The organism is Streptomyces sp. MS06, from assembly GCF_047200655.1.
Lineage (GTDB): Bacteria > Actinomycetota > Actinomycetes > Streptomycetales > Streptomycetaceae > Streptomyces.
The window spans coordinates 214,788-238,491 of record NZ_JBJZOJ010000001.1; the positions used below are offsets into that span (position 1 = coordinate 214,788).

At 73.6% G+C, this 23,704-nt stretch carries 23 protein-coding genes; 5 read left to right on the plus strand and 18 right to left on the minus strand.

Going from position 1 to position 23,704, the window contains the following annotated elements; all coding sequences use genetic code 11:
• Nucleotides 1–65 precede the first annotated feature (65 nt).
• Together ACL02U_RS00835 and ACL02U_RS00840 are read left to right on the plus strand one after the other, a co-directional pair.
• The gene (locus tag ACL02U_RS00835) at nucleotides 66–839 is read left to right on the plus strand and encodes an SDR family NAD(P)-dependent oxidoreductase (protein WP_412788593.1); all 774 of its coding nucleotides are present in this window, start codon (nucleotides 66–68) and stop codon (nucleotides 837–839) included.
• 89 nt (nucleotides 840–928) lie between these two features.
• Nucleotides 929–1,621: an ester cyclase gene (locus ACL02U_RS00840; RefSeq protein WP_412788594.1), complete on the plus strand. Its 693-nt coding sequence runs from the start codon at nucleotides 929–931 to the stop codon at nucleotides 1,619–1,621.
• A gap of 244 nt (nucleotides 1,622–1,865) precedes the next feature.
• On the opposite strand, the gene groL is transcribed toward ACL02U_RS00840, so the two are convergent.
• From groL to ACL02U_RS00860, 4 genes are all read right to left on the minus strand, one after another.
• A complete protein-coding gene (gene groL, locus ACL02U_RS00845) occupies nucleotides 1,866–3,485 on the minus strand; it encodes a chaperonin GroEL (RefSeq protein WP_412788595.1) in 1,620 nt (539 codons plus the stop codon).
• 122 nt (nucleotides 3,486–3,607) lie between these two features.
• Entirely contained in the window at nucleotides 3,608–3,916 is a 309-nt protein-coding gene (gene groES / locus ACL02U_RS00850) for a co-chaperone GroES (protein ID WP_067397107.1), read from the minus strand.
• A 237-nt stretch (nucleotides 3,917–4,153) separates the two neighbouring features.
• Nucleotides 4,154–5,011: a polysaccharide deacetylase family protein gene (locus ACL02U_RS00855; RefSeq protein WP_412788596.1), complete on the minus strand. Its 858-nt coding sequence runs from the start codon at nucleotides 5,009–5,011 to the stop codon at nucleotides 4,154–4,156.
• Entirely contained in the window at nucleotides 5,008–5,964 is a 957-nt protein-coding gene (locus ACL02U_RS00860; RefSeq protein WP_412788597.1) for a polysaccharide deacetylase family protein, read from the minus strand. Before ACL02U_RS00860 ends, ACL02U_RS00855 begins: the two co-directional genes overlap by 4 nt.
• Nucleotides 5,965–6,054: 90 nt before the next feature.
• On the opposite strand from ACL02U_RS00860, the gene ACL02U_RS00865 reads away from it, so the two are divergent.
• Entirely contained in the window at nucleotides 6,055–7,221 is a 1,167-nt protein-coding gene (locus ACL02U_RS00865) for a THUMP-like domain-containing protein (protein ID WP_412788598.1), read from the plus strand.
• 69 nt (nucleotides 7,222–7,290) lie between these two features.
• Here ACL02U_RS00865 and ACL02U_RS00870 read toward each other — a convergent pair whose 3' ends face one another.
• From ACL02U_RS00870 to tsaB, 6 genes are all read right to left on the minus strand, one after another.
• A complete protein-coding gene (locus ACL02U_RS00870; RefSeq protein ID WP_412788599.1) occupies nucleotides 7,291–8,682 on the minus strand; it encodes an endo-1,4-beta-xylanase in 1,392 nt (463 codons plus the stop codon).
• Nucleotides 8,683–8,937: 255 nt separating this feature from the next.
• Complete coding sequence (locus ACL02U_RS00875) at nucleotides 8,938–10,005, minus strand: LacI family DNA-binding transcriptional regulator (protein WP_412788600.1); 1,068 nt, start codon at nucleotides 10,003–10,005, stop codon at nucleotides 8,938–8,940.
• Between the two features lie 256 nt (nucleotides 10,006–10,261).
• Entirely contained in the window at nucleotides 10,262–10,516 is a 255-nt protein-coding gene (locus ACL02U_RS00880; protein ID WP_412788601.1) for a hypothetical protein, read from the minus strand.
• Complete coding sequence (tsaD, locus tag ACL02U_RS00885; protein ID WP_412788602.1) at nucleotides 10,513–11,685, minus strand: tRNA (adenosine(37)-N6)-threonylcarbamoyltransferase complex transferase subunit TsaD; 1,173 nt, start codon at nucleotides 11,683–11,685, stop codon at nucleotides 10,513–10,515. The genes ACL02U_RS00880 and tsaD overlap by 4 nt, the downstream gene beginning before the upstream one ends.
• Nucleotides 11,678–12,199: a ribosomal protein S18-alanine N-acetyltransferase gene (rimI, locus tag ACL02U_RS00890; protein ID WP_412788637.1), complete on the minus strand. Its 522-nt coding sequence runs from the start codon at nucleotides 12,197–12,199 to the stop codon at nucleotides 11,678–11,680. Before rimI ends, tsaD begins: the two co-directional genes overlap by 8 nt.
• A 53-nt stretch (nucleotides 12,200–12,252) precedes the next feature.
• Nucleotides 12,253–12,909: a tRNA (adenosine(37)-N6)-threonylcarbamoyltransferase complex dimerization subunit type 1 TsaB gene (gene tsaB / locus ACL02U_RS00895; protein WP_412788603.1), complete on the minus strand. Its 657-nt coding sequence runs from the start codon at nucleotides 12,907–12,909 to the stop codon at nucleotides 12,253–12,255.
• 113 nt (nucleotides 12,910–13,022) lie between these two features.
• On the opposite strand from tsaB, the gene ACL02U_RS00900 reads away from it, so the two are divergent.
• Entirely contained in the window at nucleotides 13,023–13,568 is a 546-nt protein-coding gene (locus ACL02U_RS00900; protein WP_412788604.1) for a hypothetical protein, read from the plus strand.
• 56 nt (nucleotides 13,569–13,624) lie between these two features.
• Here ACL02U_RS00900 and ACL02U_RS00905 read toward each other — a convergent pair whose 3' ends face one another.
• The 8 genes from ACL02U_RS00905 to ACL02U_RS00940 all read right to left on the minus strand — a co-directional run bounded on the left by ACL02U_RS00905 (nucleotide 13,625) and on the right by ACL02U_RS00940 (nucleotide 22,785).
• A complete protein-coding gene (locus ACL02U_RS00905; protein WP_412788605.1) occupies nucleotides 13,625–13,807 on the minus strand; it encodes a hypothetical protein in 183 nt (60 codons plus the stop codon).
• 392 nt (nucleotides 13,808–14,199) lie between these two features.
• On the minus strand, nucleotides 14,200–15,918 hold the full coding sequence (locus ACL02U_RS00910) for a carbohydrate-binding module family 20 domain-containing protein (RefSeq protein ID WP_412788606.1): 1,719 nt from the start codon (nucleotides 15,916–15,918) through the stop codon (nucleotides 14,200–14,202).
• 641 nt (nucleotides 15,919–16,559) lie between these two features.
• Nucleotides 16,560–17,072 carry a tRNA (adenosine(37)-N6)-threonylcarbamoyltransferase complex ATPase subunit type 1 TsaE gene (gene tsaE / locus ACL02U_RS00915; protein WP_412788607.1) on the minus strand — a complete coding sequence of 171 codons (513 nt, stop codon included), beginning with the start codon at nucleotides 17,070–17,072 and terminating at the stop codon, nucleotides 16,560–16,562.
• A complete protein-coding gene (locus ACL02U_RS00920; RefSeq protein ID WP_412788608.1) occupies nucleotides 17,038–18,276 on the minus strand; it encodes an alpha/beta fold hydrolase in 1,239 nt (412 codons plus the stop codon). Before ACL02U_RS00920 ends, tsaE begins: the two co-directional genes overlap by 35 nt.
• A 241-nt stretch (nucleotides 18,277–18,517) precedes the next feature.
• Entirely contained in the window at nucleotides 18,518–19,777 is a 1,260-nt protein-coding gene (alr, locus tag ACL02U_RS00925; protein WP_412788609.1) for an alanine racemase, read from the minus strand.
• Between the two features lie 339 nt (nucleotides 19,778–20,116).
• Nucleotides 20,117–21,550 carry an NAD(P)H-hydrate dehydratase gene (locus ACL02U_RS00930; RefSeq protein ID WP_412788610.1) on the minus strand — a complete coding sequence of 478 codons (1,434 nt, stop codon included), beginning with the start codon at nucleotides 21,548–21,550 and terminating at the stop codon, nucleotides 20,117–20,119.
• Nucleotides 21,551–21,566: 16 nt separating this feature from the next.
• Nucleotides 21,567–21,938: a holo-ACP synthase gene (locus ACL02U_RS00935; RefSeq protein ID WP_412788611.1), complete on the minus strand. Its 372-nt coding sequence runs from the start codon at nucleotides 21,936–21,938 to the stop codon at nucleotides 21,567–21,569.
• Between the two features lie 94 nt (nucleotides 21,939–22,032).
• On the minus strand, nucleotides 22,033–22,785 hold the full coding sequence (locus ACL02U_RS00940; RefSeq protein ID WP_412788612.1) for a helix-turn-helix domain-containing protein: 753 nt from the start codon (nucleotides 22,783–22,785) through the stop codon (nucleotides 22,033–22,035).
• A 231-nt stretch (nucleotides 22,786–23,016) separates the two neighbouring features.
• Here ACL02U_RS00940 and ACL02U_RS00945 point away from each other — a divergent pair, with 231 nt between their 5' ends.
• Complete coding sequence (locus tag ACL02U_RS00945) at nucleotides 23,017–23,682, plus strand: DUF4097 family beta strand repeat-containing protein (RefSeq protein WP_412788613.1); 666 nt, start codon at nucleotides 23,017–23,019, stop codon at nucleotides 23,680–23,682.
• Nucleotides 23,683–23,704 lie beyond the last annotated feature (22 nt).

Below are 23,704 nucleotides of genomic sequence, written 5' to 3' on the forward strand. Positions count from 1 at the left end.
ACGAAGCACGGCTCGGCGGTCGGCGAAGGACGGGTGCCGTCGGTCCCGGTAACTACGCTTGGGCCATGACAACGGCTCTTATCACGGGATCGACCGCGGGAATCGGTGCCGCTTTCGCGCGGCGGCTGGCTGCGGACGGGCACGATCTGGTGCTCGTCGCGCGGGACACCACACGGCTGCGCGAGCAGGCCACCGAGTTGCACGACCGGCACGGCGTCGAGGCGGAGGTGCTGTCGGCGGACCTGGCGACGGACGAGGGCATCGAGGCGGTGGCCGCGCGTCTCGGCGACCGCCGCAGACCCGTCGACCTGCTGGTCAACAACGCCGGCTTCGGCAACAAGGGCCGCTATCTCGACGTGCCGATGGCCGACGAGCTGCGGATGCTCAAGGTGCACTGCGAGGCGGTGCTCCGGCTGACCTCGGCCGCGGCGGAGCCCATGCGGTCGCGCGGCCGGGGCGGCATCGTCAACGTGGCCTCGGTGGCGGCGTTCGTGCCGCGCGGGACGTACGGGGCGTCCAAGGCGTGGGTCGTGCAGTTCACCCAGGGTGCGGCGCGCGATCTGGCGGGCTCCGGCGTGCGGCTGATGGCGCTGTGCCCCGGGTTCGTCCGCACCGAGTTCCACCAGCGGGCCGGAATGGGCACGGACAACATCCCGAACTGGCTGTGGCTGGACGCGGACAAGCTGGTGGCGGCGGCGCTGACCGACCTGGCGCGCGGCAGGTCCCTGTCGGTTCCCGACCCCCGGTACAAGGCGCTGACGGGGGCGGCGAAGCTGGTCCCGCGGGGCATGCTGGGCGGGATCTCCTCGCGGACGGGACGCAAGTACGGTCCGCGCTGAGCGGCGCCGCCGAGCGGTGCGGGTCCGGAGCCGGTGGGAGCATGGAGGTGTGGCGGATACCGGACCCGCGGTGGACCGGAGGCGAGAGCATGACCTTCGTACAGCTCATCGACTGCAGGACGAGCCGGCTCGACGAGATGAACCGGCTGCTGGACAGGTGGATGGAGCAGACGAGCGGAAGGCGGACGGCCACCCACGCGGTGGTCGGCAAGGACCGCTCGGACGCCTCCCATCTGATCGAGATCGTGGAGTTCCCCTCGTACCAGGACGCGATGCGCAACTCGAACCTGCCCGAGACCGACAGGATCTTCCAGGACATGGTCGCGCTCTGCGAGGAGATGCCGACCTTCACCGACCTCGACGTGGTGCGCGACGAGCAGCTCAACGTGCTGACGGCCCGGGCCTTCTTCGCGGCCATGGGCGAGGGCGCGCCGGAACGGTCCGGCGAACTCCTCACCGAGGACTACGTCGACCACGACCCCTCCAACCCGCACCCGGTGCGGGGCCTAGAGGCGGTCGCCGCGGAGTACGCCGGGTGGCGTGCCGCCTTCGACTTCCGCTTCCGCGTCGACGACCAGTTGGCGCAGGACGACCGGGTCTCCACGCGGTGGATGTGGCTCGCCCGGCACCGGGGCGAGTTCCTGGGCATCCCGGCGTCCGGCCAGGACGTGAAGATGGCCGGGATGACCTGGCAGCGCTTCCGCGACGGGCGGATCTGCGAGGGCTGGTGGAGCTACGACCGGGCCGGCCTGCTGGAGCAGCTGGGCGTGCTGGCGCAGTGAGCGGGCTGCGCGGTCCGGGACCCGCGCGGCGGTGGCACCGGATGCCGCCCGCAGGCACCGCCGGGCGCGTGGACGGCGAGCCCGAGGACGGTCGGCCCGTGGGCGGTCGGCCCGTCGACGGTGGGCCCGTCGACGGTGGGCCCGTCGACGGTGGGTAGGACGGCGGGCGGGGCGACGGGCGCGGCGACGGGGAAGGCCCCGTTCCGCGGGCGCGGGAACGGGGCCTTCGGGGCGAGCGGTGGGCTCAGTGGGCGTGCCCGTGGCCGGCGGCGGCCGGCTCCTCCTCTTCCTTCTTCTCGACGACCAGGGTCTCGGTCGTGAGCATCAGGGCGGCGATGGAGGCGGCGTTCTCCAGGGCGGAGCGGGTGACCTTCACCGGGTCGATGACGCCGGCCTTGACCAGGTCGCCGTACTCGCCGGTGGCGGCGTTGTAGCCGTTGCCCTTCTCCAGCTCCTTGACCTTGGAGACGATGACGTAGCCCTCCAGGCCGGCGTTCTCCGCGATCCAGCGCAGCGGCTCGACGACGGCGTTGCGGACCACGGCGACGCCGGTGGCCTCGTCGCCGGACTTGTCGAGGCTGCCCTCCAGGACCTTGGAGGCGTGCACCAGGGCGGAACCGCCACCGGAGACGATGCCCTCCTCGACCGCGGCGCGGGTCGCGGAGATGGCGTCCTCCAGGCGGTGCTTGCGCTCCTTCAGCTCCACCTCGGTGGCGGCGCCGACGCGGATGACACACACGCCGCCGGCCAGCTTGGCGAGGCGCTCCTGGAGCTTCTCGCGGTCCCAGTCGGAGTCGGTCGCCTCGATCTCGGCCTTGATCTGCGCGACGCGGCCCTCGACGTCCTCCTTCTTGCCGGCACCGTCGACGATGGTGGTGTCGTCCTTGGTGACGGTGATGCGGCGGGCGGAGCCGAGCACCTCGATGCCGACCTGGTCGACCTTGAGGCCGACCTCCTCGGAGATGACGGTGGCGCCGGTGAGGACCGCCATGTCCTGCAGCATCGCCTTGCGGCGGTCGCCGAAGCCGGGGGCCTTGACGGCGACGGCGTTGAAGGTGCCGCGGATCTTGTTGACGACCAGGGTCGACAGGGCCTCGCCGTCGACGTCCTCGGCGATGATCAGCAGCGGCTTGGAGGAGTTGGCCTGGATGACCTTCTCCAGCAGCGGCAGGAGGTCGGCGATGGCGGAGATCTTGCCCTGGTGGATGAGGACGTACGGGTCCTCCAGGACGGCCTCCATGCGCTCCTGGTCCGTCACGAAGTACGGCGACAGGTAGCCCTTGTCGAAGGCCATGCCCTCGGTGAAGTCCAGCTCCAGGCCGAAGGTGTTGGACTCCTCGACGGTGATGACGCCGTCCTTGCCGACCTTGTCCATCGCCTCGGCGATGAGCTCGCCGACCTGCTGGTCCTGGGCGGACAGCGCGGCCACGGCGGCGATGTCGGACTTCTCCTCGATCGGCCGGGCGGTCGCGAGCAGGTCCTCGGACACGGCGGCGACGGCCGCGTCGATGCCCTTCTTCAGCAGCGCCGGGGAGGCACCGGCGGCGACGTTCTTCAGGCCCTCGCGGACCAGCGCCTGGGCCAGCACGGTGGCGGTGGTCGTACCGTCACCCGCGATGTCGTTGGTCTTGGTCGCCACCTCCTTCACCAGCTGGGCGCCGAGGTTCTCGTACGGGTCCTCGACCTCGACCTCGCGGGCGATGGTGACGCCGTCGTTGGTGATGGTCGGCGCACCGAACTTCTTGTCGATGACGACGTTGCGGCCCTTGGGGCCGATGGTCACCTTGACGGTGTCGGCGAGCTTGTTGACGCCGCGCTCGAGGGCGCGACGGGCGTCCTCGTCGAACTTCAGGATCTTCGCCATGGGAGCGTGAGCCCTCTCGGAAATCTGGGGTGTGAAACGAACTGCGCCCCGGGCGCCCGGCTTCCTGTGGGTTGCGGGGGGCCAGGGGCGCAGCTGAAGCGTTGGCTTCGGGTGAAGTCCGCCTACTTCTCGATGATCGCGAGCACGTCGCGGGCCGAGAGCACGAGGTACTCCTCGTTGTTGTACTTCACCTCGGTGCCGCCGTACTTGCTGTAGAGCACCACGTCGCCGACCTTGACGTCGAGCGGCAGACGGTTGCCGTCCTCGAAGCGGCCCGGGCCGACGGCCAGGACGACGCCCTCCTGGGGCTTCTCCTTGGCGGTGTCCGGGATGACCAGGCCAGAGGCCGTGGTCTGCTCGGCGTCCAGCGGCTGGACCACGATACGGTCCTCGAGCGGCTTGATGGCAACCTTGGAGCTGGTGGTCGTCACGATCCGACCTCCCCCTTCGGAGATCTCACGGGGTTAACTGTCTGAGGTGGCGACCAGGTCGATCCGTCGTCGCGGGTGCCGGACCTGCCCGTCGCGTATTGGCACTCTCCTGTGGCGAGTGCCAGAGCCGAGACTATGACCGGGATTAGCACTCGGTCAAGCGGAGTGCCAGTTGCCGTTCGGCGCGGCGCACCGCACGGCCGCCCCGGAGGGGTCGGGAGCGGAGCGGAGCAGCTCCTACAGGTAGTCCTCCAGGCGCCCCACCGACAGTCCCTCCCGCTGTGCCGCCTCGAGCAGCCGCACCGTGCGGGCCCGCAGGTCGGCGCCGCCGGTGCCGTCCGGGTCGACGGCGACGATGTCGCCGGGGCGCAGCCGGTGCGGGCCGCGGGTGAAGGCCGGTCCGGCACCCTCGCCCGGAGTGGCCCGCCACAGGACCACCGCGGCGACCCCGCAGTCCGCGGCGGCGCGCCGGGTCATCGGGTCGTGGGCGCCGTAGGGCGGCCGGAGCAGGCGGGGGCGGACGCCGAAGCGGGCCCGGAGCTTGTGCTGCTGCCCGCAGATCTCGGCGCGCTGGCCGGCGTAGGGCAGGCCGCCCAGGGCGGAGTGGTCGAGGGTGTGGTTCTGGATGCCGGCGCCCACCGCGCGCAGGCGGGCGAGCTGCCCGTAGCCCGGTCCGAGGACGCTGTCGGTGAGGAACAGGGTGACCGGCAGGTGGAGTTCGCGGACCATGTCGAGCAGGCGCGGGTCGCGTTCGACGCCGTCGTCGTAGGTGAGGAAGACGACCCTGTCGCGGGTGGGGACGTGGTCGACGACCGGCGGGAGGCCGGGGCCGGCGCTCCCCGCGGGGCGCCGCCGCGTGTGTCGCGGGGGCGGGGTCAGGGGCGCGGAGAGGCCCCAGCGGCGGTACGGCGGCGCCGCGGCGGCGGCCGCCTCGGGGCCGGCCCGCCCGGCCGGCCGGGGGCGGGGCTGCCCGGACGTCCGCCCGTCGGCGCGGCGGTGCGGGCCGGTCGGCGGGTGCGCGCAGCCGGGGAGCAGGGCGAGGGCGAGGGCCGCCACCAGGGCGGCGGGGAGCAGCGCGCGCCCCCGGAGGCTCACAGGTAGTCCTCCAGGCGCGCCACCGCGTAGCCCTCCGCCGTCACCTTCTTCAGGAACCGGCGGATCATGTCGGGCATGGTGCCCTTCCACTCCTTGCGGCCCCGGAAGTGGGTGAGGACGATGTCGCCGGGGTGGAGGTCGCGGTCCGACTCGCGGTACTCCCAGTGGTCGACGTAGACCTCCTCGTCCCACAGGGGGGCGTACTCGATCCCGCAGGATTTCGCGGCGCGCAGGGTGTCCTGGTTGTAGTTGCCGTACGGCGGCCGGAAGACGGTCGGGCGGGTGCCGTACTGCTTGCGGATCACGTCCTGCATCCCGCAGATCTCGCGCTTCTGGCTGCGGTAGGACAGCGCGGGCAGGTAGCGGTGGTGGAGGGTGTGGTTGTTCAGGGTCACGCCGCGGGCGTGCATCTTCCTGAAGTAGCCGTAGTCCTTCCTGATCAGGTAGTCGCTGAGGAAGGCGGTGTAGGGGATCTTCAGATCGCTCATCATGCGGAGGAACGCCGGGTCCTTCTCGGCGCCGTCGTCGATGGTGAGGAAGACGACCTTCTGCTTGGTGGGGACCGTGGTGAAGACGGGCGGCAGCCCGAGCTCCTCGTGGTCGTCCACCTCGAAGCCCTTGCGGGTGGTGACGTGCGGCTTCTTCGCGGGCGGCGGCGGCGCCTTCAGCGGGATCGCGGACAGGCCCCAGCGCTTGGCGGCCGCGGCTCGGGCGGTGTAGTCGGCGCGCAGTCTGCCGGCGTACGAGTCGAGGGCGCGGGCGGCCGGGGCCTGGAGCCTGCGCTGCTGGCCGGGGGCCGGGCGGACCTGCGTGGAGCCGTCCTGGGCGCAGGCCGAAGCGAGGGCGGCGAGGGCCAGCGCGGCGAGGGCGCCGCGGGTGGCGGCGCGGCGGCGCCACCGCGCCCGTGATCGCACCCGCACCCGATATTCATCGTTTTGTACGACTACTCGCATGGTGCCGGATCCTCGCAGTCCCCCGCACCGGATCCGGCCCGACACCCGCGCCGGAGGCGCACCGTCCACCGGCTGGCCCACAATGGGCCGGTGAACGATCTCGCCCCCCTGCTCACCCCGGAGGGCCGCGCCCTCCTCGACGAGGTGCGCGGCACCGAACCCGCGCAGGAACTCGCCGTCGCCACCCGGCTGCGCCGGGACCATCCCGCCGAACTGGTGTCGGCGGCGCTCGGCCAGGCGAGGCTGCGGCAGCGGGCGGTGGCCAAGTTCGGGGCCGAGGACGCCGGGCGGATGTTCTTCACGCCGAACGGGGTGGAGCAGTCCACGCGGGCCGCCGTCGCCGCGTACCGGGCCGCCCGGTTCCGGGCCCTCGGCGTCACCTCCGTCGCCGACCTGTGCTGCGGTATCGGGGGCGACGCGATCGCACTGGCCAGGGCCGGCATCCGGGTGCTGGCGGTGGACCGGGACCCGCTGACGGCGGCGGCGGCGCGGGCGAACGCGGCGGCGCTCGGGCTGGGCGCGCTGATCGAGGTGCGGCAGGCGGACGTCGCCGACGTCGACACGTCCGGGTACGACGCGGTGTTCGTCGATCCCGCCCGGCGCGGCGGCCGGGGCCGCGTCTTCGACCCGGAGGCGTACTCGCCGCCCCTGTCCTGGGCCGTCGACGCCGCCCGCCGGCGGCCCCGCGCCGCCCTGAAGATCGCTCCCGGGGTCCCTCACGAGGCGGTGCCCGGCGACGCCGAGGCCGAGTGGATCTCGGACGGCGGGGACGTGAAGGAGGCGGTGCTGTGGTTCGGCACCGCTCCCGGCACGGTACGGGCCACCCTGCTGCCGGGGCCGCGCACGCTGACCGGGCGCGGACTGCTGGATCCGGCGGTGCGGCCGCCCGGCCGGTACCTGTACGAACCCGACGGTGCCGTCATCCGGGCCCATCTGGTCGCCGAGGCCGCCGAGGAGCTGGACGGCGGGCTGATCGACGCGACCATCGCCTACGTGACGGCGGACGAGCTGCGCCCGACCCCGTACGCCTCCGCCTACGAGATCACCGACCGCCTCCCGTTCAACGTGAAGAAGCTGAAGGCGCTGCTGCGGGAGCGGGAGGTCGGGGTGCTGACCGTGAAGAAGCGGGGGTCGGCGGTGGAGCCGGAGGAGCTGCGCCGCAAGGTGCTGCCGCGGCCGCACGGGAAGCGCTCCGCGACGGTGTTCCTCACCCGGGTGGCGGGCGCGCCGACGATGCTGCTCGGCGCACCCGCCTGACCCCGGTCCTCCACCGGCCCGGACCCCACCCGGCCCGGTCCCACCTGTCCCGGGGCCGCGTGCGGCCGCTCAGCCCAGGGTCACCTCCGGGACCGGGTTGCTGCCGCTCCAGGACGCGTTGAACCCGAAGGTCACCGAACCGCCGTCCGGCACCGTCCCGTTGTAGGAGGCGTTGGCGCAGCTCACCTCGGCTCCGGACTGGGAGCAGCCGGCGTTCCAGGCCTGTGTGAGGTGCTGGCCGGCGCCGAACGTCCAGTGCGCCCGCCAGGACGACAGCGAGGCACCGGAGCAGGAGAGGGTCACCTGACCGGTGAAGCCGGTGTTCCACTGGTTGACGACGCTGTACGCGGCCGTGCAGCCCTCCGGGGGCGTACCGCCACCGCCGTCACCGCCGCCGTCGCCGCCGCCCGTGTCACCCGTGCCGCCCAGGGCCTCGGCGATGGCGGAGTAGGCCGGCTTGGGCTGGTAGTCGCCGTCGTACGGGGTCGCCGCGCCGTAGCCGTCGAAGACGTCCGGGATCCAGGAGTCGGAGTCGGCGAAGCCCCACACGGTCACGCCGACGCAGCGGGTGACCGCGGTGCAGGCGGAGACGACGCTCTTGAAGTCGGCGGCCTGCCGGGTCAGCTTGCCGCTGTCCGACGGCAGTTGCATACGGACGTCCAGCTCGGTGATCGCCACGTCGACGCCGAGGTCGGCGAAGCGCTGGATGTTCTGCTGGAGCGTGGAGGGGACCTGGCCGAGGATCAGGTGCGCCTGGAGGCCCACGCCGTCGATCGGGACGCCGTCCTGCTTCAGCGACCTGACCAGGTCGTACAGACCGTCGCTCTTCGCGTTGACGCCCTCGACGTTGTAGTCGTTGATGTACAGCTTGGCGCCCGGGTCGGCGGCGTGCGCCCAGGTCAGGGCGTCGGCGATGTATCCGGAGCCGAGGTTGTCGGACCAGAGGTCGGAGCGGAGGGTGCCGTCCTCGTTGAAGGCCTCGTTGACCACGTCCCAGGAGGCGAGGCGGCCCTTGTAGCGGCCGACCTCGGTGTCGATGTGGTCGTGCAGCAGGGTGCGGAGCTGGTCCGGGGTCCAGTTCCCGTTGGTCAGCCAGCTCGGGTTCTGGCTGTGCCAGACCAGGGTGTGGCCGCGCACCTGCTGGTCGTGGGCCTCGGCGAAGTCGACGACCCGGTCGGCCGCGGACCAGTTGTAGCTGCCCTGGCTGGGCTCGACCGACTCCCACTTCATGGCGTTTCCGGGCGTGAGGGAGTTGAACTCCCGGCCGGCGATGTCGGCGTAGGTGCCGCTCAGCTTGGAGCTGGTGACCGCGGTCCCGACCACCTTTCCCTGGGCGGCGGCCAGATCGCGCAGCGGCGGGTCGGCGGCGTGCGCGCCCGGCGCCGCGAGGAGCAGGGCGCCGACCGTCGCGGCCCCGGTGAACAGGGACGTCAGTGGTAACCCGTGTCTCAGAGTTCTCATATGGAAGCCTCCGAAAGTTTCGGTTGTGTTACCGATTTACTTCGGAGCAGTGTGCGGGTACATGTCACACCCGTCAATACGGCGACCGCGCTCCCCTCCGCCCCGGCACCCGCCCGCCACGCTGCACGTGCCACCCGGCACCGGGCACCCGGCACTCGCGGACCCGCGGACCGCTATCCGCCGTCCGCTATCCGCCGTCCGACGTCCGACGTCCGACGTCCGACGTCCGCAACACGTGGACCGCTGCCCGCGGCCCTACTCCACCGGCTGCCGCGCGGTGTGCGGCTCCGCGGTGCTCGCCCGCACCACCAGGCTGGTGGCCAGCTCCACCCTGGTGGCCACCGCCGGCCCGTCGGCGCGCCCCAGCTCCAGCACCAGCCGGGCCGCCGCCTCGGCCATCTCCGTCAGCGGCTGCCGCACGGTCGTCAGCGGCGGTCCCACCCAGCGCGAGACCGGCAGATCGTCGAACCCGACGACGCTGACGTCCTCGGGGATGCGCAGGCCCAGCTCGCGCGCCGCCTCGTACAGACCGAGCGCCTGGAGGTCGTTCCCCGCGAAGACGGCGGTGGGGCGGTCGGGCAGGCTCAGCAGTTCGCGGCCGAGGCGGTAGCCGGCCTCGTGATGGAAGTCACCGGTGCGCAGCAGTGCGGGTTCGGCGGGCAGACCGGCGGTCTCCAGGGCCGCCCGGTAGCCGTCGATCCTGGCCCGGCTGCACATCATCCGCTTCGGGCCGCTGATCGCACCGATCCGGGTGTGGCCGAGGTCGACCAGGTGGCGGGTGGCGGCCAGTCCGCCCTGCCAGTTGGTGGCGCCGATGGACGGCACGTCGACACCCGGGTCGCCGGCCGGGTCCATCACCACGAACGGGATGGAGCGGCTGGTCAGCAGCGCCCGCTGGGACTCGTCGAGGTCGGACAGCACGAGGATCACCCCGTGCGGGCGGCGGGCCGCGACCTGGTCGGCCCAAGTGCGGCCCGGGGTGAGCCGGCCCGCGCTCTCGCTGAGCACCACACTCAGCCCGGCGTCCCGGGCCACGTTCTCCACGCCCCGGATGACCTCCATCGCCCAGGCGCTCTCCAGCTCGTGGAAGATCAGGTCGATCAGCGGTGAACGGCTGGCCTCCGCCCGGCGGCGCCGGTACCCGTGCGCCCGCAGCAGTTCCTCGACGCGGCTGCGGGTGGCGGGGGCGACGTCGGCCCGGCCGTTGAGGACCTTCGAAACAGTCGGTGCGGAGACGCCGGCCTCGCGGGCGATCTCGGCGAGCGTCGCGGTCCGGCTGGACCGGCTACCGGTCGGGGTCTCGGCAGGCTCGGGGGGTGTCATGGCGGGGATCGTATCCCCGCGAGGTCACTTGCCGTACCCCCTGCGACACCATGGAGTACCGGGACTTTCGCCCTAAAAACCGAAAGATTCGGTTCGCCTGAAGCCCTCGTGCCCTCCTACGGCACTCTCCGCAGGCCTCCGCACTCCGCACCCCGCGCAGCCCGCAGCCCGCAGCCCGCAGCCCGCAGCCTCCAGGGCGCTACGCGGTTCTCTGCGCCCCGTCGGCCCCGTGTCCCTGCGGCCCCGCTAGTCCCCGCTAGTCCTCCACCACCTCGAAGCGCCAGCGGTGGACTGCCCTCGTCACCAGCTCCCCGCCGGGCTCGGGCAGCTCGGGCAGGTCGGCGTCGAGCGCCGCGTCCCACCAGGTGATCACCAGCACCCTGTCCTGCGGGGCCCTGAGCGTCTCGCGGCGCAGCGGCCGCGCGGCGAGCTGCTGGGCCCGGACCCAGGCGAGCAGGTCCGCGCCCCGGCCGGCGACGGCCCGGGCCTCCCACATCAACGCGACGGTCACGAGTACAGGTTCTCCTCGCCGACCGCGTGCACGTGCCCGTGCCCCTGGGCCGAGGCCTGCTGGCCGTGGCGGTGCCGCCGGCGCCCGCGGGCGTCGTCCTCGCCGGCGCCGTCGTCCTCGTGTCCGGTGCCGGGGACGTGCGGTTCGGTCACCGGCAGGGAGGAGTCGGCGGACAGGTCCCACGCCGAGGTCGCGCGTCCCCGGGCGACCATCTCGGCGCCCAGCGCGGCGACCATCGCGCCGTTGTCGGTGCACAGTTTGGGCCGCGGCACCCGCAGCCGGATCCCGGCCCGCTCGCACCGCTCCTGGGCGAGCACCCGCAGCCGGGAGTTGGCGGCGACCCCGCCGCCGATCATCAGGTGGTCGACGCCCTCGTCCTTGCAGGCCCGTACCGCCTTGCGGGTCAGCACGTCCACCACCGCCTCCTGGAAGGAGGCCGCCACGTCCCGCACCGGGACCTCCTCCCCCGCGGCCCGCCGCGCCTCGATCCAGCGGGCCACCGCCGTCTTGAGCCCGGAGAAGGAGAAGTCGTACGCCGCGTCCCGCGGGCCGGTCAGACCGCGTGGGAAGGCGATGGCGCCCGGGTCGCCCTCCCTGGCGTACCGGTCGATGACCGGTCCGCCGGGGAAGCCCAGGTCGAGCACCCGGGCGATCTTGTCGAAGGCCTCGCCGGCGGCGTCGTCGATGGTCGCGCCCATCGGGCGGACGTCGGAGGTGATGTCGCTGGACAGCAGCAGCGAGGAGTGGCCGCCGCTGACCAGCAGCGCCATGGTCGGCTCGGGCAAGGGGCCGTGCTCGAGCTGGTCGACGCAGATGTGGGAGGCCAGGTGGTTGACGCCGTACAGCGGCTTGCCGAGCGCGTAGGCGTACGCCTTCGCCGCCGAGACTCCGACGAGCAGGGCGCCCGCGAGGCCCGGCCCGGCGGTCACCGCGACGCCGTCCAGGTCCCGTGCCGACACGCCCGCCTCACGCAGCGCGCGGTCGATGGTGGGCACCATGGCCTCCAGGTGCGCCCGCGACGCCACCTCGGGGACGACGCCGCCGAAGCGTGCGTGCTCGTCGACGCTGGAGGCGACGGCGTCCGCCAGCAGGGTGGTGCCGCGGACGATGCCGACGCCGGTCTCGTCGCAGGAGGTCTCGATGCCGAGGACGAGGGGTTCGTCAGCCATTGCTCTCGGTTCCTTGTTCTGGGGCGGAGCCCGCGGCGGTGCCGCTGTCGGGTGTCGTGGTCAGGCGCATGACCAGGGCGTCGACGTTGCCCGGCTGGTAGTAGCCGCGGCGGAAGCCGACGGCCTCGAAGCCGAAGCGCTCGTACAGCTTCTGGGCGCGGAGGTTGTCGACCCGGCACTCCAGCATGACCTCGACGCACTCGAAGGCGGTGGCCGCCCGCAGCAGCTCGGTCAGCAGCCGCGCGCCCAGGCCGGTGCCCTGGTGGTCGCGGGCGACGGCGACGGTCTGGACGTCGGCGACCGCTGCGGCACCGCTGTCGGAGGCGGCGCCGGCGGCGGCCAGTCCGGCGTAGCCGACGATCCGGCCGCCGTCCTCGGCGACCAGGTACCGCCGGGTCGACTCCGGGCCGCGCGCATGCGCCAGTTCGGACCAGAACATGCCCCGGGACCAGGCGTCCTCGGGGAAGAGGTCCTTCTCCAGTTGCAGCACGGGATCGATGTCCCACCAGCGCATCTCGCGCAGCCGGGCCGCGGGGCGCCCGGTGGCGTGCTCGGTCGGTTGCTCGGTCACTTGGGGGTGACCACCTTGTAGTTCTTGGGGACCTGGGCGTCGGGCCGCCGCAGGTACAGCGGCCGGGGTGCGGGCAGTTCCTCGCCCGCGGCCAGCTTCTCGGAGGCGAGCCGGGCGAGGGCCGCCGCGGACACGTGGTCGGGCTCGTGCGCGCGGGGGAACGTGTCCGGGTAAAGCAGTGCGCCGGCGCCGACGGCCGGCATGTCGCGGACCCGGTCGGCGATGTCGGCCGGCCGGTCGACGGCGGGACCGGTCAGGCGGGTGCGGGAGTCTGCGTACGTCGCCCAGTAGACCTCCTTGCGCCGGGCGTCGGTCGCCACGGCGAAGGGGCCCTCGACGATGTCGGCCGCGTAGGCCAGCCCGTCCAGGGTGCACACGCCGTGCACGGGAACTCCGAGCGCGAGCCCGAGGGTGTCGGCGGTCATCAGGCCGACCCGCAGCCCGGTGTACGGGCCCGGGCCGATGCCGGTGACGATCCCGGTGACCGCGTCGAGCTTCAGCCCGGCCTCGGCGAGCACCCGGTCCACGGCCGGCAGCAGCAGTTCGCCGTGCCGGCGTGCGTCGACCTGGCTGGAGGATGCGATGACGTCCGTGCCGTCGTACAGCGCGACGGTGACGGCGGGGGTGGCGGTATCCAGAGCGAGCAAGAGCACGCGAACAGCCTACGGCGCCCGCGCCGCCCGCACGGCAGCCCCGGTGGGACGGCACCCTGCTGCTAACGTCGCCGGCAGTACGACATATCGGGCGATTGCTGAGGTGGGCGACGGTGGCAGGCAGCAGCTCCCTATTCGTGGCCGGGCTCACCGCGGCGGCGCTGACCACGGTGGGCGTGCTGACCTGGCAGGCCTCGGCGAGCGTCCCGGGGGACTTCGGCAAGCCGCGCGCGAGCGGCACCCCGGCGGCGAAGGCGGCCGGGGAGCAGCGCAGCCCGACCGCGCTGCCACGCGGCTCCGGTTCGGGTGAACGGGTGGTGTACTCGGTGGACGGCGACCGGGTGTGGCTGGTCGGCGCCGGCGGCAAGGTCCTGCGGACCTACCTCGTCGAGCCGGGCACCGTGGATCCGGCGCCGGGCACCTACACGGTCGGCTCCCGCTCCAACTCGGTGATCGGCACCGACGGCACTCCGGTCGAGCACATCGTCCGCTTCACCAGCGTGGACGGCGTCACCATCGGTTTCAGCACGGCCGTCGGGAGGACCCGCCAGGTGCTGGACTCGGTGGTGAGGACGGGCGGCATCCGCGAGGAGGCGGCGGACGGGGACGCGATGTGGCAGTTCGCGATGATCGGCCGGAAGGTCGTGGTGGTGCCCTGACCCGCCCTCGCCCCCGGCCGGGACCGGGCGCCGCCCGTACCCGCGTGCCGGGGCGTTCAGGCGGCCGCGCGGTGGTCGGGGTCCGGCGCCCCGGGGTTGCCGGCCGGGTGGTCCGGCGCTTGCGGCGGTCGGGAGACGGCGTCGGCGGCGGCGCAGGACGCCAGCAGTTCGCGCATGGAGGGGGCGGTGGCCGTGGCGGGGCGGGGTCGCGGCTGCTCGGCGGTCGGTGCTGCGGACACGGACGCCTCCTGGTGGCTCGGGTCGGCCGAGGCTTCACTTAGGTACACCTAAGTACAAGCGGGCTACCATGTGACCACGCCGTGCGGCCCGGACGCAACAGCTTCCCGACACCGTGTCGGAACGTTCGTGCGAACCTCCCGGGCCGCCCCGGGAGCCGCTCCCGCCCCGTGAGCCGCTCGCGCGTCGGCCCGCCGACCCCCGTCTGGGGTGCGGCGGGCCGTCGCGCGCTCCGGGACGTCCGCCCCGAGGGGAGGTCCGTCAGTCGCGTCAGGTGTCGTCAGTCGCGTCAGGTGTCGTCAGTCGCGTCAGGTGTCGTCAGTCGCGTCAGGTGTCGTCAGTCGCGTCAGGTGTCGTCAGTTGCGCCAGGTGTCGTCAGTTGCGCCAGGTGCCGTCAGTTGCGCCAGGTGTCGTTGAGCGTCACCTTCCCGGAGGACGGAACGGTCGCGGTGCGGTTGGCGCCGCTCTCCCAGGTGACGTTGCCGCTGCCGTCCTTGCGGATGTACTTGTACTGGAAGGACGTACCGGCCGGCAGGCTCAGGTCCAGCGTCCAGACGGGGTAGGTCGCGGAGGACATCGGCAGCGCGCTGGAGGTGTTCCAGCCGCCGAGAGCGGAGATGTCGCCGACGACGTAGATGTTCTGGCCGTACACCGTGGTGGCGTTCACCGCGAACGACGCCCCGGTGGCGACGGAGCCGCCGCCGCTGCCGCCCCCGGACGTGTCCGAGCAGGATGCCCCGGCGTAGAGGGCCACCGCGTCGTTCGCCCCGATGGTGGCGGTGAACCTGCCGTCGGAGCCGACGGAGTACGTGTCGCCGGCGTGCTGGACGTCGCAGTAGGTGCCGGAGGGCAGGGAGGTCTGGAAGGTCCGGCTGAGCGAGCCGCCCTCGTGGTTGATGGCGACGTAGCCCTTGCTGCCGCGGCCGAAGGCGATGGCGTTGTCGCCGTCGTCCCACCAGTCGGTGACGCCGGTGCCGGAGACGGCGTTGCGGAAGCCGACCATGCCCGCGATCTGCGGCCAGGCGTGCTGGCACTTCCAGCCGTCGCTGTAGCAGGCGTTGACCTGGCCGTTGTTGGGCGGGCCGGCGTCGTTGCTGGAGAACTCGTAGCCGGAGTAGACGTTCGGCGAACCGTAGGGCCAGGCCAGCACGAACACGTTGGCCAGGGTGTAGGTGGCGTTGTCCTTGTAGCTGAGGGTGGAGCCGTTGCGCTCGGTGTCCCAGTTGTCGACGAAGGTGCGGGCCTTGTCGCTGGAGAGGTAGCCGTCGCCCCAGGACTCGCCCCACTGGCTGAGGTAGGACAGCTTCTCGCTGCTGAAGATCCGCTTGAGGTCGAAGGCTCCCTTGAACTCGTCGACGTCGCCGGTGCCGGTGTACTCGGAGGGCTGGACGGCCTCGCCGGCGCCGTAGATGGCCTCCTGCACCCAGTAGATGTTCGGGTTGCTCAGCTTGGACTTGATCGCGGCCAGGTCGCTCGCGGCGATGTGCTTGGCGGCGTCGATGCGGAAGCCGTCGACGCCCATGGAGATCAGGTGGTTCATGTAGCCGGCGATGGTGGAGCGGACGTAGTCGCTGCCGGTGTCCAGGTCCGCCAGGCCCACCAGCTCGCAGTTCTGCACATTGGAGCGGTCCTGGTAGTTGCTGATGTCCTGCCGGCAGGAGTGGAAGTCCCAGTCCTGGTAGTAGCCGGGGTAGTTGTACTTGGTGTAGTTCGTGCCGTCGGTGCCGGTTCCGGAACCGGCCGACATGTGGTTGATCACCGCGTCGGCGACGACCTTCACGCCCGCGCTGTGGCAGGTGTTGATCATGTTCTGGTAGTCGGACTCGCTGCCGAGACGGTTCTGCAGCTTGTAGCTGACCGGCTGGTACGCGGTCCACCACTGGCTGCCCTGGATGTTCTCGGTGGCGGGCGAGACCTCGACGTAGCCGTAGCCGGCCGGGCCGAGCTGGTCGGTGCAGGCCTTGGCGACGGAGTTCCAGTTCCACTGGAACAGCGTCGCGGTGACGTCCTTGTTGCCGGGCGGCGCGGCGTAGGCCTGCTGCGACGCCACGCCGGCCAGTCCCGCCGCCGCGACGGCCGCGGCGACTGCGCCGTTGAGAAGGCGTGATCTCATGAGCGGCTCCTTGGATGCTGAGGCACCGGGGCGCGACTGCTTGCCGGCCGGCCGCGCGACAGGCCTCCGAATGAGGGGGGCGAACGCCGAGTCCCGTCGGTGTTCGCGGAGGAGCCTCCCGCCGCGTGACTGTACGCGTCAACCTGTTGAACGAAAGAAATATTGAGAGTTTTCAGAAAGAGCTTGCAGTCGGCAGAGCGACAAAGGGTGGCACTTCGGCAGGAATCCGGGGCTGCGGACGCCGCGGCGACCTCAGCGCGACAGGCGCATATCCGGAGGTCGAGGCCACCCGGGGGACAGATCCCACCGCGTCTCGCCTCCACCCGGCCCGGAGACCTCACACCGCGGCGCGCACCCAGGTCTCCGGGCGGCACCGGTTCGCGGCGGTCGGGCACGCGCCTGCGACCCGTATGGCTGAAAGCATTTGCAGCAAGCACCGACGGGCGGCGCGGGGCGTGCTGTTCCCGCGGGCCGGCGCCCGCCCGGGGACGGATGACCAACGGGTGCGGCAGGCTGTCGCCGACGGCGGGCGGACCGGATCGCACGGGGGACCGGAGCACACGGGGCCGGACCGCACGGGAGCCGGACCGCACAGGAGCCGGACCGCACAGGAGCCGGACCGCGCGGGCGGGGCGGACGGCTCAGGCGGAGAGCGCGCTGAGGTCGACCTCCGACCAGCGTGCACCCAGGCCGGTCACCGTCATGTGGCGCACCTCGTCGGTGGTGTCGCCGACGGCCCGGTGGATGACGACCTGGAGCCGGTCCTCCGTCAGCTCCTCGACCTTGCCCTCGCCCCATTCGACGACGATCACGGAGTCGGGCAGCGAGACGTCCAGGTCCAGGTCCTCCATCTCGTCCAGCCCGCCGGACAGGCGGTAGGCGTCGACGTGGACCAGGGGCGGGCCGTCCCCCAGGGACGGGTGCACCCGCGCGATCACGAAGGTCGGCGAGGTGACGGCGCCGCGGACGCCGAGTCCCTCGCCGAGCCCGCGGGTGAGGGTCGTCTTGCCCGCGCCGAGCTCCCCGGACAGCATCACCAGGTCCCCGGCGCGAAGCAGCGCGGCGAGCCGGCGGCCCAGGTCCCGCATCTGCTCGGGGGAGGTGACGGTCAGTTCGGTCTCAGCCCGGTCGTGCGCTGCTGCGGGTGCTTCCATAGCCCCTCACGGTAACGTCTGCGGGCACCGCCCCGGCGCGGGTGAGCAGGTCCGCGAGCCGGTCGGTGACCGCCTCCGGGTGCTCCAGCATCACCAGGTGTCCGGCGTCGGGCACGAGCACCAGTTCCGACCCGGGCAGCAGATCGGCGATCGCCTCGCTGTGCTCACTGGGCGTGACCAGGTCGTCGACTCCGGCGAGGACGAGCACCGGGACGTCCGCGAAGTGGTGCACCGCGTCCGTCTTGTCGTGGTCGGTGAAGGCCGGGTAGAACTCGGCGACCACGTCGATCGGCGTGCCCTCGATCATGCGTTCGGCGAACCGGGCGACGGCGGGGTCTATGTCCCGGGTGGCGAACGAGTACCGCTTGATCACACCCGCGAACAGGTCGGCCGTCGCCCGCCGGCCCTTCTCCACCAGCTCCGCCCGCTGCCCCAGCGCCTTCAGCACGCCCGGCAGCACCCGCCGGACCGCGTTCACGCCCGCGACGGGCAGCCCGAAGTTCACCTCGCCGAGCCGCCCCGGGGAGGTGCCGACGAACGCGGCGGCGACCACCCGGTCCCGGATCAGCTCGGGATACCGGTCCGCCAGCGCCATCATCGTCATCCCGCCCATGGAGTGCCCGACCAGCACGATCGGCCCCTCCGGCACGGCGGCGTCGAGGACGGTCTTCAGGTCGCGGCCGAGCTGCTCGATGGCGAGCGGCACACCGTGCTCGGTCTGCGCCACCCCGCGCCCCGAGCGCCCGTGGCTGCGCTGGTCCCAGTACACGGTCCGCACCACCCCGCGCAGCGCCGCACGCTGGAAGTGCCAGGAGTCCTGGGTGAGGCAGTAGCCGTGGCTGAAGACGACCGTGACGGGCAGCGGCGCCTTCCGGCCGAAGAGCCGGCGCCGCCGGGGCGCGGGGCCGCCCTCCGGCTCGATGTCGTCGACCTCGTAGTACAGCTCGGTCCCGTCGTCGGAGCGCGCGCTGCCCGGGGTGCCGCGCAGCGATCCGTACGGGCCCGCGGAGTCGAGCGCGAGCCGCGCCCTGCGGCGCATGTCACGGCCGACGGTCATCCGCTCCACGGCGACACCGGCCGCCGCGCCCGCGGCGACCACGCCTATCGCCGCGCCCGCGATGCCGGTGGCCCGGCGCCAGCCGCCGGCCGCCGCCGCGGCGCCGGCGGCCACCGCCACCACCGCCTCCGTACTGCTCTCGCTCACCTGCCGCTCCTCCTCGCCGTTCTGCCGTCCGCCGGGCCCGCTGCCGGAGTCCCGGCGGGGGCCCGGTCGTGCGGATGTGCCGCCCGCCGCGCGGGCCGCCGCCCCCGGGCCCACCGCGCCCCGGCCGGTGCACCCGGCCCGGCCGGTGCACCGGGTCCGATCGGTGCACCCGGTCCGATCGGGCGGTCGTCCGGGCGTCCGGGGGTGCCCGGACGCGGGGTGCGGGTGCGCCCGGTCGCCCTCACGCCGGCGCGCTCCCGTACGGGCCGCCGCCCTGCTGCCCGGGGCCGTAGCCTTCCCGTCCGCGGCCGTCGCCCGCGGGCCCGGGTTCCGGCGAGCCGCCGTCCACGTAGACGCGCGGGACCCGTGCTCCGACGCGGGTGACGATCTCGTAGCCGATGGTGCCCGCGGCCTGCGCCCAGTCCTCGGCGGTCGGCTCGCCCCGGTCCCCGGCGCCGAAGAGTACGGCCTCCGTGCCCGGCTCGGGCAGGTCGCCGCCCAGGTCGACGACGAACTGGTCCATCGCGATCCGCCCCGCGACCGTACGCCACTTGCCGTCGACCAGCACAGGACCGGCGCCGGACGCGTGGCGCGGCACGCCGTCACCGTAGCCGACCGGCACCAGGCCGAGGGTGGTCCCGCCGGGGGTGACGTAGTGGTGGCCGTAGCTCACACCGTGCCCGCCCGGCACCCGCTTGACCAGCGCCAGCGAGGCGGACAGCGTCATCACCGGGCGCAGCCCGAAGTCGGCCGGCACGCCGATCTCGGGGCTGGGCGAGATGCCGTACATCGCGACGCCCGGCCGGACCAGGTCGAAGTGCGTGTCGGGGAGGGTGAGCACGGCCGGGGAGTTCGCGAGGTGCCGCACCTCGGGGCGGACGCCCCGGCTCTCGGCGTACGCGGTCATCTCCCGGAACCGTTCGATCTGGGGGGCGATCGACGGGTGCCCCGGCTCGTCGGCGCAGGCGAAGTGCGACCACAGTCCGGTGATCCGGAGCAGCCCCTCCCGCTCCGCGGTCAGGGCCCCGGCGACGAGGTCCGGCCAGTCGGACGGCTGGCAGCCGTTGCGGCCGAGCCCGGTGTCCGCCTTGAGATGGACCCGCGCGGGGCGGCCGGCCTGCCGCGCGGCCGCCTCGACCTCGCGCAGCGCCCACAGGGCGCTGACCGACACGTCCAGATCGGCCTCGATCGCCTCCCGCCAGGGGCCGCCCGGTGTCCACAGCCAGCACATGACGCGGACGTCGGCCGGCACGCCGGGGTCGGCGCGTACCGCGAGGGCCTCCTCGGGCGTGGCGGCGCCGACCCAGGTGGCGCCCGCCTCGATCGCGGCGCGGGCGCACGGGAGCATGCCGTGGCCGTAGCCGTCGGCCTTCACCACGGCCATGAAGGCCGCACCGGGCGTCCGCGCGCGCAGCGCGCGCACGTTGGCGCGCAGGGCGGAAAGGTCGATCTCGGCTCGGGCGCGCCGGGTGCCCGGCGGCGTGAATGCTGTCTCGTTCATGGCGCCCCCAGTCTCTCAGAGGGCCGCGGGCGAAGTCCCTACCGCCCGCACGCGGCCCCGCAGAAACCCGGTCGCCCGGGACACGCCGGGGCCCACTCGGGGACACGCCCGGGCCCACTCGGGGACACGCCGGGGCCCGGTCGGGGACACGCCGGGGCCCGCCCGTGGAGCCGCCCCCCGCCCCGGCGGGCCCGCGCGGGGCCGGTCGCCTTCGGGGGCGGCCCGCGGAGACCCGGCCGCTCCCGGGCGCGGCCCGCAGGACCCGGTCACCCCCGGGCGCGGCCCCCGGGACTCCGCCCCCGGCCGACCGGGGGCAGGGGGCTGCCCGCGGGCGCGCGGTCACCCGCGGACGTTGCGCCAGGCCCGCGGCACCGCGTCCGCCACGTCGTGCGCGCCCACCGGCGCGCCGTCCGCCGCGAGCCGGCCCGCCAGGCCGTGCAGGTACGCCGCCGCGCTGCCCGCGTCCCGCGGCGGCAGTCCCGCGGCGAGCAGCGAGCCGGCCAGCCCGGACAGCACGTCGCCGCTGCCGGCGGTGGCCAGCCAGGACGTCCCCGTCGCGTTGGCCCGTACCGGGCCGTCGCCCCCGGCCTGCGCGACCAGCGTCGTCGACCCCTTGAGCAGCACGGTCGCGCGGTACCGCGACGCCAGCTCCCGCACCGCGGACAGCCGGGCCCCCTCGACCTCCTCGCGCGCCACGCCGAGCAGCGCGGCGGCCTCCCCGGCGTGCGGGGTCATCAGCGTCGGCGCGGTGCGCGCCCGGACCGCGTCCCGGTCCGCGAGCCGCAGTCCGTCCGCGTCGACCAGCACGGGGACGTCCGCCGCCAGCACCTCGGCGACGGTGCCCGCGTCGTCCCCGGCGCCCGGCCCGACCACCCAGGCCTGCACCCGTCCGGCGTGCCGGGGCCCCTGGTCGGAGACGAGGGTCTCGGGGAAGCGGGCGATGACCGCCTCCGCCGCGGGCCCGACGTACCGCACCGCACCGGCTCCGCCGCGCAGCGCCCCCGACACGGCGAGGACGGCCGCCCCGGGGTAGCGGGCGGACCCGGCGGCGACCCCGACGACACCGCGCCGGTACTTGTCGCTCTCGACCGCCGGTACGGGCAGCAGCCGGGCGACGTCCGCGTGCTGGAGCGCCTCCAGCACGGGTTCCCCGGGCAGTTCGAGGCCGATGTCGACCAGCCGCACCGATCCGGCGTGCTCCCGCGCCGGGTCGACGAGCAGTGCGGGCTTGTGCGTGCCGAAGGTGACGGTCGCGTCGGCCCGCATCGCGGTGCCGTGCACCTCGCCGGTGTCGGCGTCCACGCCGCTCGGCAGGTCCACGGCGACGACGGCGGCCCGGGACCGTTCGGCGGCCTCGGCCAGGGGCACCGCCTCCGCCCGCAGTCCGCCCTTGCCGCCGATGCCGACGATGCCGTCGACTACGAGGTCGGCCCGGCCGATGAGCGCCTGGCCGTCCTCGGCTGCCGCGGCCGCGCCACCCGCGCGGCGCAGTGCCGCCAGTCCCCCGGCGTGGGCGTGCTCCGGGTTCAGCAGTACGGCGGTGACCCCGGCGCCCCGGCGGGCGAGCCGGGCCCCGGCGTACAGGGCGTCGCCTCCGTTGTCGCCGCTGCCGACGAGCAGCACGACCCGGCGGCCGTAGACCCGGCCCAGCAGGTCGGCGCAGGCCGCGGCGAGGCCTGCGGCGGCGCGCTGCATGAGGGCACCTTCCGGAAGCCGCGCCATGAGCTCCCGCTCCGCGGCCCTGACCGTCTCGACGCTGTAAGCGGTACGCATACGGTCGAGTGTGCCGTCAGCCCTCCGCGATCACCACCGCCGACGCCACCCCGGCGTCATGGCTGAGCGACACGTGCCAGGAGCGCACGCCCAGTTCGGCCGCGCGTGCCGCGACCGTGCCGGTGACCCTCAGCCGGGGCTGCCCGCCTTCGGTGACGTACACCTCGGCGTCGTTCCAGTGCAGTCCGGCCGGCGCGCCGAGCGCCTTGGCCAGGGCTTCCTTCGCGGCGAAGCGGGCGGCCAGCGAGGCGGTTCCCCGGCGCTCCCCGCTCGGCAGCAGCAGCTCCTGCGGCAGGAAGATCCGCCGGGCCAGTTGCGGGGTGCGCTCCAGCGACGCCGCGAACCGCTCGATCCCCGCCACGTCGATCCCGACGCCGATGATGCTCATGCCGTGCACCCTACGGGTGCCCACGGGTGCCCGGCGGTTGACGGGACGACAGCCGCGGAAGGCAGCCGGGCGGGCCGGAGGCTCGGCCGCGGCCTCACTCGGGGTCCGTCGGGGTGTGGTCGGCCTCCCGGTCCGTCCCGGGTCCGGTGTGCAGGATCTCCCGGGCCTGCTCGGCTGCCCGGGCGGTGGACTCGGAGACGAAGTCGAGGAAGCGGGCGATGTTCTCCAGCCGGACGCCCGCCGGGGTGTGCGGGCCGAGGACGCCGGCGCCCTGGCGTGCGGTGCGCACCATCTCGGCCGTGGCCCGGGCGCTGGCCATCATCGACTGGTACATGATGTCGTCGTCGACGAGGTAGCGCTCGCGACGGCGTTCGTCGCGCTCGCGGCGGACCATGCCCTGGCTCTCCAGGAACGCGACGGCCTTGGAGACGGACGCCGGGCTGACGTCGAGGCGCCGGACGAGTTCGGACGCGGTGAGGCTTCCGGAGTCGGTGAGACTGAGGGCCGCCATCACCCGGGCCATCATCTTCGGCATGCCCGACCGGATCATGGCGGTGGTGAACGTCTCCTCGTAGGCGCGGACCGCCTCGGCGTCGCGCCCGTGTGCCTGCGGGAGTGCCTGCGCGCCCCGGGGGGCGGGCTGCCTGCGGCGGTGGGCGCGGTGCCGGGTGGCGCGGTGCGCGAGGTCGGCGCGGTAGGCGGTGGGGCCGCCGTTGCGCATGACCTCGCGGGTGACGGTCGAGGTCGGGCGTTCCAGGCCTCGGGCGATCTCGGCGTAGGCGAGGCCGTCGGCCAGTCCCAGCGCGATCTGCTGGCGTTCCTGCTGGGTGAGCCTGCCTCCCGGCATCCCGGCCTCCTTCGCCCCCGCTGACGTCCTCGACGCGCTCAGCTTAGCGTTCACCTTCACCTCATTGCAACGAATTTCGACAGGTCATTGCATTAGCCGACAGCTTCATTGCAATGAAATAGCCACTCTGGCCTGCAAGTTATCGCGACGTACGTCTTTTATTGATTGCCGACTCCATGAACGCAACGTAGCGTTTCCAACAGACGAAACGAAGCAGAAGGAGCCGGAGCCATGCAGAAGTTCGACACCCCCACCCCCGTCACCGCCGTCCTCGGCATCCCCGCCGGACGGATCCGCCTCATCGCCGCCGACCGCACCGACACCACCGTCGACGTCCGGCCCGCCGACGCCGCCAGGAGCCGCGACACCGAGGCGGCCGAGAGGATCCGGGTCGGCTACGCGGACGGCGTCCTGCGAATCGACGCCCCGGAGCCCGGGAAGCGGTTCCTCGGGCACTCCGGCGCCGTGGAGGTGACCGTGTGCCTCCCGGCCGGCTCCCGCGTCGAAGCGAAGGCGTCCAGCGGGGAACTCCGCGGCGTCGGACGGCTCGGCGCCGTCGCCTTCGAGGGCGCGCAGGCCGCGGTCAAGCTCGACGAGGCCGCCGGCGCCCGTATCGCACTCCAGGACGGCACTGCCACGGTCGGCCGCCTCACCGGCGACGCCGAGATCAGCACCCTGCGCGGGGACCTGACCGTCACCGAGGCCGCGCGCGGCACCCTCACCCTGCGCACCCAGCAGGGCGACATCACCTTCGGCGCCGCCCGCGGAACCTCCGCCGCCCTGGACGCCGGCACCTCCCACGGCCGCATCCACAACGCCCTCAGGAACGACGGGGCGCCCGGCCTCACCGTCCACGCGACCACCGCCCACGGCGACATCACCGCCCGCAGCCTCTGACCCCGCGTCACCGCCGCGACCT